At 41.3% G+C, this 8,352-nt stretch carries 5 protein-coding genes; 3 read left to right on the top strand and 2 right to left on the bottom strand.

The genetic code is table 11. The features are described 5' to 3' along the window. Window positions 1–746: 746 nt before the first annotated feature. The 3 genes from gltB (at window position 747) to H5232_RS15470 (ending at window position 7,618) form a co-directional block, all read left to right on the top strand. Complete coding sequence (gene gltB / locus H5232_RS15460; protein ID WP_182831155.1) at window positions 747–5,204, top strand: glutamate synthase large subunit; 4,458 nt, start codon at window positions 747–749, stop codon at window positions 5,202–5,204. A 9-nt stretch (window positions 5,205–5,213) separates the two neighbouring features. Beyond that, a complete protein-coding gene (locus H5232_RS15465; protein WP_182719477.1) occupies window positions 5,214–6,629 on the top strand; it encodes an FAD-dependent oxidoreductase in 1,416 nt (471 codons plus the stop codon). Between the two features lie 470 nt (window positions 6,630–7,099). Further along, entirely contained in the window at window positions 7,100–7,618 is a 519-nt protein-coding gene (locus H5232_RS15470; protein ID WP_182768378.1) for a hypothetical protein, read from the top strand. A 149-nt stretch (window positions 7,619–7,767) separates the two neighbouring features. Here the strand turns inward: H5232_RS15470 and H5232_RS15475 are convergent, their stop codons facing one another. Together H5232_RS15475 and H5232_RS15480 are read right to left on the bottom strand one after the other, a co-directional pair. Next, window positions 7,768–7,974 carry a hypothetical protein gene (locus H5232_RS15475; protein WP_182719672.1) on the bottom strand — a complete coding sequence of 69 codons (207 nt, stop codon included), beginning with the start codon at window positions 7,972–7,974 and terminating at the stop codon, window positions 7,768–7,770. A gap of 283 nt (window positions 7,975–8,257) precedes the next feature. Next, a partial coding sequence (locus tag H5232_RS15480) for an IS3 family transposase (protein ID WP_182761394.1) occupies window positions 8,258–8,352 on the bottom strand: 95 nt, incomplete at its 5' end.

Here is an 8,352-nt window from a genome sequence, read left to right on the forward strand (position 1 = left end):
GCTCACTACTAAGACAGTGATTGGTGAAACTAAAAATAAACTGAGAATAAACATAAGTTGTGTCCTGTAATTATCTTTTAATGTTTATTCGAATATCATGCCACTATTTAATGTCATGATTTTAATGAAATAATTATTTATTTTTAAATTATTTGGTGTCCGCGGACATAAATTGTGTCCGCTGCGGACACTTTACTATGGCGGCTAAGAAGCTGCCGCAGGCGTCAACAGGGTGAGCAAGCTAAAAACTTACTAACTAGCGTAAATTATGCAAAATGTGACTGTTGTGATGATAATTATGCATTAATTAGTGGCTTTAAATTTACCCATAAAAAGACACTGGAAAGAGTATTTACTCTAATGCGCACTGTGGTATCGACCTTGAACGACAACAAAGAGATTCAATAAAAAAGAAAGCATTTATTTTCGCTACATAACTCAGTGAATATTTATTCATTTTTACTCTGGTTTACGTTAACGTAAACTGCAGGTTTGCAGAGCGGTTATTTTACAACTTGTTAAATATGACACCAGTGTCATAAAAAAATAACGGGTAAAATATCGCTAAATGTTAAAAATAGGCATGAAATAAAAAGATTGTGTTGTGGTGAGAAATATTCAAGAATGTGAATATGTATTCAAGGCGCTATTGACTCAATGTACAATTGGCGATAGTTTTGACTGTCTGCTAGCAAACCGTCGAGAAGGTCATTCATAGCTAGCTGTTGTAGCAAGGGGAGGGGTCTATGTTATACGACTCAAAATTAGAAAAAGATAATTGTGGCTTTGGCTTAATAGCCCAAGTTAATGGTCAGGCAAGTCATCGTTTAATTCGAACAGCGATCACTGGCTTAGACCGTATGGAACACCGTGGTGGTATTTCTGCCGATGGTAAAACAGGCGATGGCTGTGGCTTATTATTACAAAAGCCAGATAGCTTTTTTCGTGCTATTGCCGCTGAAAAAAATTGGCACTTGGGTAAAAATTATGCCGTTGGCATGATTTTCCTAAACTCAGATCCAGTACTTGCGCAAGCTGCAAAAGATATATTGAGTGAAGAACTCGAAAAAGAAACCCTCAATATTCAAGGTTGGCGAATTGTGCCAACAGATGAATCATGTTTAGGGCCAATTGCAATAAAGCAGTTACCTAAATTTGAACAGATTTTTGTTAATGCACCAGAAGGCTGGCGCCCAAAAGATTTAGAGCGTCGTTTATACGTTGCGCGCCGTCGTGCTGAAAAGCGTTTAAGCGAAGATGAAGGCTTTTACATTGCCAGCTTGTCAGGGTTAGTAACTATCTACAAAGGCTTAATGATGCCGGTGGATTTGCCTAACTTCTATTTAGATTTAGCCGATATCCGCATGACCAGCGCAATTTGTGTATTTCACCAACGTTTTTCAACTAATACACAACCGCGTTGGCCTTTGGCTCAGCCGTTCCGCTATTTAGCGCATAACGGTGAAATCAACACCATACAAGGTAACCGCCAGTGGGCTCGTGCTCGTTCATATAAGTTTGCATCGCCGCTTATTCCAGATTTGCAATCAGCAGCACCCTTTGTCAATGAAACCGGCTCAGATTCATCAAGCCTAGATAATATGCTTGAGTTGTTTTTAGCTGGTGGCATGGATTTATTTCGTGCTATGCGAATGCTAGTACCACCTGCATGGCAGAAAAACCGTGCGATGGATGATGACTTACGTGCATTTTACGACTTTAACTCTATGCACATGGAACCATGGGATGGCCCTGCTGGTATTGTGATGTCTGATGGGCGCTTTGCCGCGTGTAACTTGGACCGTAATGGTCTGCGTCCTGCACGTTATGTGATCACTCAAGATGGCTTTATTACCCTAGCTTCTGAAGTGGGTATTTGGGATTACACTGCGGATGAAGTGGTTGAGAAAGGCCGCGTTGGCCCTGGTGAGCTGTTAGTTATTGATACTCAGTTAGGTAAAATTTGGCACTCAGACGAAATTGATCGCGACCTTAAATCTCGCCACCCATATAAAGCATGGCTTGAGGCCAATGTTAAGCGCTTAACGCCGTTTGAGCAGCTATCAGAGCAAGATGCGGGCAACCGTTCATTTGATGATGAAACATTACTGAAATATCAAAAAATGTTTGGTTACACCAATGAAGAACTTGATAGCGTTATTCGCGTAATGGGTGAAATTGGTCAAGAAGCAACCGGTTCTATGGGGGATGACACGCCATTTGCAGTGCTTTCTGAAGGTAACCGTTCATTGTTTGATTACTTCCGTCAAAAGTTTGCGCAAGTAACTAACCCGCCAATCGATCCACTGCGTGAAAACCATGTAATGTCGCTGGCGACCTGTATCGGTAGTGAGCAAAACGTGTTTAACGAGACCACCGGCCACGCTAAGCGTCTACAGTTTGATACTCCAATTCTAATGTATGCAGACATGCAACAATTATTGAGCGCTGATCAGGCTCATTACAGCTATTGCAAAATCGATATCACCTACAGCAAAGAAGAAGGCCTTGGTGATGCAGTAATCCGTATTTGTGACGAAGCGCAAGAAAAAGCAGCTGGTGGCTGTGTCATGTTGTTTTTGAGTGACCGTAATTTTGATGAGAATAAATTACCAATTCCTGCCGCTATGGCTGTTGGAGCGGTACAAAAGCGTTTAGTTGATAACAATTTACGTTGTGAATCAAATATCATCATTGAAACAGGTAGTGTCCGTGACGCGCATCAATTTGCGGTATTAATTGGTTTTGGTGCAACGGCAATTTACCCGTACTTAGCATATGAATCACTGGTTGCGATGAGCGACTCTAAAGTGATCAACAAGAGCTATTGCCAAGTTACGCTTGCTTATCGTAATGCAATCAACAAAGGCTTGTACAAGATCATGTCAAAAATGGGCATTAGTACCGTGGCATCGTATCGTTGTTCAATGTTGTTTGAAGCAGTTGGTTTGTCGGATGCAATTGTTGATACCTGTTTTAATGGTGTGGCAAGTCGCATTAAAGGCGCGTGTTTTACTGATTTTGATGATGACCAACGCAAGTTACATACTTTGGCATTAAGTAAACGTAAATTACTCAGCCATGGCGGCTTATTAAAGTATGTGCATGACGGCGAGTATCACGCGTACAACCCAGACGTCATTCAAACGTTACAAAAAGCGGTGCGCTCAGGCGAATATTCTGATTACAGCGTATACGCAGATCTTGTTAATAAGCGCCCAATTGCCACATTACGTGACATGCTTGCACTGAAACTGCCAGCAGAAGGGATCAGCATTGATGATGTTGAGCCAGCAACTGAGCTATATAAGCGTTTTGACTCGGCGGCAATGAGTATCGGTGCTTTATCGCCAGAGGCGCATGAAGCGCTTGCAATTGCGATGAACCGCTTAGGTGGCTGTTCAAATTCAGGTGAAGGCGGCGAAGACAAACTACGCTATGGTACCGAGAAAAACTCACGTATCAAGCAAGTTGCATCAGGTCGTTTTGGGGTAACACCACATTACTTACGCAGTGCTGACGTTATTCAAATTAAAGTAGCGCAAGGTGCAAAACCAGGTGAAGGCGGGCAATTGCCGGGCGAAAAAGTAACCCCGTATATTGCTAAGCTTCGTTACTCGGTACCGGGGGTGACCTTAATTTCACCTCCACCGCATCACGATATTTATTCGATTGAAGATTTAGCTCAGCTTATTTTCGATTTAAAACAAGTAAACCCTAAAGCGTTGATCTCAGTAAAACTAGTATCAGAGCCAGGTGTGGGCACAATCGCCACTGGTGTTGCTAAAGCATATGCTGATTTAATTACTATTTCAGGCTATGACGGCGGTACTGGCGCAAGCCCGCTAACGTCGGTTAAATATGCGGGTAGCCCGTGGGAGCTTGGTCTTGCTGAAACACAACAAGCGCTGGTTGAAAACGGTTTACGTCATCGTATTCGTTTGCAAACTGATGGTGGTTTAAAAACCGGCCTTGATATCATCAAAGCAGCTATTTTAGGTGCAGAGAGCTTTGGTTTTGGTACGGGTCCTATGGTTGCGCTTGGTTGTAAGTACCTGCGTATTTGCCACCTAAATAACTGTGCAACCGGTGTAGCAACGCAAGACGAAACATTGCGTCAAAAACATTTCCATGGCCTACCAGAAATGGCGATGAACTACTTTAAGTTTATTGCTCAAGAAGCCCGTGAAATTATGGCAAGCCTTGGGGTTGCCAAACTAACAGACTTAATCGGTCGTTTTGATTTACTCGAAGCGATTGAAGGTAAAACTGCAAAACAGCAAAAAATTGATTTATCGTCAGTGATTGCACAGCCGAATAACCCAACTGGTGAAACCTTATACTGCAGCGCACCTAATACGTCACATTATTTAGGTAAGTTGAATGAAACCTTACTTGCTAAAGCTCAACAAGCAATTGATGAGAGCAGCGGTATTTCACTGGTCAGCCGTATTTGTAACACTGACCGTTCAGTGGGCGCGATGTTATCGGGTTATATAGCCGATAAGCATGGCAATCAAGGCATGGCGGCTGATCCTGTCTCGATTGAGTTACACGGAACCGCTGGTCAATCATTTGGTGTATGGAATGCTGGTGGCCTAGAAATGACCCTAGTCGGCGATGCTAACGATTACGTAGGCAAAGGCATGGCGGGCGGTAAGCTGGTTATTCGCCCACCACTGGGTTCGTCATTTGAAAGTCACAAAGCGACCATCGCAGGTAATACCTGTTTATATGGTGCAACGGGTGGCAAGCTGTTTGCTGCAGGTTGTGCTGGAGAGCGTTTTGCGGTTCGTAACTCAGGCGTGCAAGCGGTTGTTGAAGGCGTAGGTGATAATGGCTGTGAGTACATGACCGGTGGCGTAGTTTGCGTGCTGGGCAATGTAGGCGTGAACTTTGGTGCAGGTATGACCGGTGGCTTTGCCTATATTTTGGATGAGCGTAATGACTTTGAAAAACGCATCAATCCAGAGCTAGTCGAAGTGGTGCTGTTAGATGAGCTAGCGTCACACCAAGAGCATTTGCGTGGTCTAATTGCTGAGCATTTAGAACTAACAGGCTCAAGCCGTGCAGAAACTATTTTAGCCAGTTTTGAAACGTATTTACCAAAATTCAAACTAGTTAAGCCAAAATCAAGTGATGTGAAAAGTTTACTCGGGCATCGCGCTCGTAGTAGTGCTGAACTTCGTGTTCAAGCACAGTAAGGGGGTAGTATGAGCGAGAATGTATATCAATTTATAGACGTGCAGCGGGTTGATCCCCGCAAAAAGCCAATTTCGTCACGTAAAAAATCATTTGTTGAAATTTACGAACCCTTTTCAGAGAAGCAAGTAAACTCACAAGCGGACCGCTGCCTAGATTGTGGTAATCCGTATTGTGAATGGAAATGCCCAGTGCATAACTATATCCCACAGTGGTTAAAGTTAATTCGTACTGGCCGTATTCTTGAAGCTGCGGAGCTATCACACCGCACAAATAGTTTACCAGAAGTGTGTGGCCGGGTGTGCCCGCAAGATCGTTTGTGTGAAGGTTCATGTACATTAGACGAAGAGTTTGGTGCAGTAACAATCGGTAATATTGAAAAATATATTACTGATACTGCATTTAAAATGGGCTGGAAGCCTGATATGTCGTACGTGGTATGGACCGATAAAAAAGTAGCTATCATAGGTGCCGGCCCTGCAGGCCTAGGTTGCGCTGATATTCTAGTGCGTAATGGTGTAAAACCAGTGGTATTTGACCGTCATCCAGAAATTGGTGGCTTGCTTACTTTTGGTATACCATCGTTCAAACTTGAAAAACAAGTCATGCAAAAACGTCGTGAAATTTTCACCGAAATGGGGGTTGAGTTTAAACTTAACACTGAAGTTGGTGTTGATATCACTATGGATGAAATATTGGCCGAATACGACGCAGTATTTTTGGGAGTGGGGACTTATCAAAGCATGCGTGCTGGCCTTGAAAACGAAGATGCACCAGGTGTACATGATGCATTACCGTTCTTAATCGGTAATACCAACCGCGTAATGGGCTATGATGAGTCTAACCAAGCTTATCTTGATATGGCTAACCAAAAGGTTGTGGTACTTGGTGGTGGTGATACCGCGATGGACTGTGTACGTACCTCAATTCGTCAAGGTGCGGCAAAAGTAATCTGTGCTTATCGTCGTGATGAAGAAAACATGCCAGGTTCAAGACGTGAAGTGAAAAACGCCAAAGAAGAAGGTGTTGAATTTACTTTTAACGTGCAACCAACCGGTATCGTACTAAACGACAACGGCCATGTTGCAGGCGTACAAATGGTGAAAACCCAAATGGGTGAACCAGATGAAAAAGGCCGTAGCAGAGCTGAAGTGATCCCGGGTTCTGAGCATGTGATTGAAGCCGACCAAGTACTCATGGCGTTTGGTTTCAAACCACACAAAATGGATTGGTTAGAAAAGTACGATGTAGAAATAAACCACTGGGGCGGCATTAACGCACCAGAACAAGGTGAATTTACCCATCAAACAACTAACCCTAAAATCTTTGCTGGCGGCGATATAGTGCGCGGCTCAGACTTAGTAGTCACCGCAATCTTCGAAGGGCGTAACGCCGCCGAAGGGATCATGGACTACTTGAAAGTGTAACGTTTTAAAGGTTTGAGAATGTAAAAAGCAAGCCAGATGGCTTGCTTTTTTTATGGCTTGGATAGTAGAGTTTTAAGCGCTAAGTCGTAAGTTTTAAGTTTACTCGGTGTTAAATTAAGCTGGGTCGGTAGGGGGACAACTAAACCCAACGAAAAAATAGCCAACCAGTTAACACAGGCACGAGGAACTAAGAAATGATAGACCCTTTTCTTTTGATGATATAATTCTGAATTGCGATGATACTCAGAAACAAAGCTGAAGATTATTTATCATGCTGCTGCCTTTTAATACACTTTGTTTATGGTCAGAATTGCGCGGTGACTGAGTATCGTTAATTCCCCTCTCACATTTTACGCCCAATTAGATTAGTGTTGGCACTATGGTGATAAATGAATTGTTTTTATTGAAAAAGATAAATTAAAAAATAATGATTTTAGTTATTTAAAAAAGTGATGCAGGTTAAGCTACATATGGATGAACCCAAGAAAAAATTAAAGCAGCATTTAGAGACGTATACACCGACTTGTATTGCTATTTTTAAACGCTTTATTTCGAAGTACGAAATCACGATGAAAAATGAGACCGGACGTGTAGAGTGTATTTGCGAAGTGTTTGATGAGCATAAGTTAGCGCTGACATTTATTACCTGTACTGATATGGCAAACCATAGCCAAGTGCTTGAGGATTGCGATGAAGCTTTTATGGCGAAACATGAGTTTATCAGTCGCGAATATCATGCACAGTATATGGCTTATTTAAAACAGTATATTGCAAAAAATGATATTGATGAAGATGAGTGTGATGCTTATGATAGTATCAGCGAACCCATTATTATTGAATGGCTGTCGCAATGTTGGTTGATGGCTAATAACGATAATAACTCAGACTATAATCTTTTTTATTTTATACACCGTTATCCAAATGAACCGACAATAAACTTAGTTAATCAAGAAAAATTATCGCTATATGAGTTAAATAGTGATAGGTAGATAACGTGTGTGTTTGGGCTCATATAATAACAATAGGTTGAGTGTATGAATCTTATGAAAAATGTGATGAAACTGACTTTTGATAATATCACCTTATCTATAACACAAGAATGCCAGTTTTTTCGATATAAGAGCAAAGCGCCATATGGTTATAAATCCCAACTCATAGCTTGCATACTTAATAGTCCCGCTGTTTCCTGTTGATCCATATCATCCTTATACATTTGCCTAGCTATAGTGAATACTTCATAAGTTAGGCCGTAGCTTCTTACGTATTCTATAAAATCTAGTAACTCAAACCTATCTACGTCGCCGTTTATTAGTTTATCTTTAAAAAACTGTATATCGTCATCCATCTAGTTCTCTTTTAATTAGCACATAACAAAAACATCAAAATGATTTAGTACGTTTTTGCAATTGTTAAGGATGTTTATTATTATCACTTAGTTAAATATTAAAGATAAGCTAAATTTATGTATTTGATACTTTTATATTTGAATATGAGTATAGTATTAGAAAATGAATCTAACTTTACAGCTAGTAAATACTTGTCATTAGTGACTGAATAGTGATTTTTATCAATGTTACTACAACCAACTTACATCTCATTGATCTGCACCAGCCAGACTGGACACTTCATTAAGCGACATTTTTATTTTCAAAGTTAACTGGACTTAGATACCCGAGAGCACTGTGCCTTCTTGTCCGATTATAATCAACCTCGATGTATTCAA

Origin of the sequence: Pseudoalteromonas sp. SG41-5 (genome assembly GCF_014164495.1) — a bacterium.
Classification (GTDB): domain Bacteria; phylum Pseudomonadota; class Gammaproteobacteria; order Enterobacterales; family Alteromonadaceae; genus Pseudoalteromonas; species Pseudoalteromonas rhizosphaerae.

Bases quoted from the DNA above. Each gene is read 5' to 3' on its own strand.
- gltB (WP_182831155.1), top strand. From the start codon at position 747: ATGTTATACGACTCAAAATTAGAAAAAGATAATTGTGGCTTTGGCTTA.
- H5232_RS15465 (WP_182719477.1), top strand. From the start codon at position 5,214: ATGAGCGAGAATGTATATCAATTTATAGACGTGCAGCGGGTTGATCCC.
- H5232_RS15470 (WP_182768378.1), top strand. From the start codon at position 7,100: ATGGATGAACCCAAGAAAAAATTAAAGCAGCATTTAGAGACGTATACA.
- H5232_RS15475 (WP_182719672.1), bottom strand. From the start codon at position 7,974: ATGGATGACGATATACAGTTTTTTAAAGATAAACTAATAAACGGCGAC.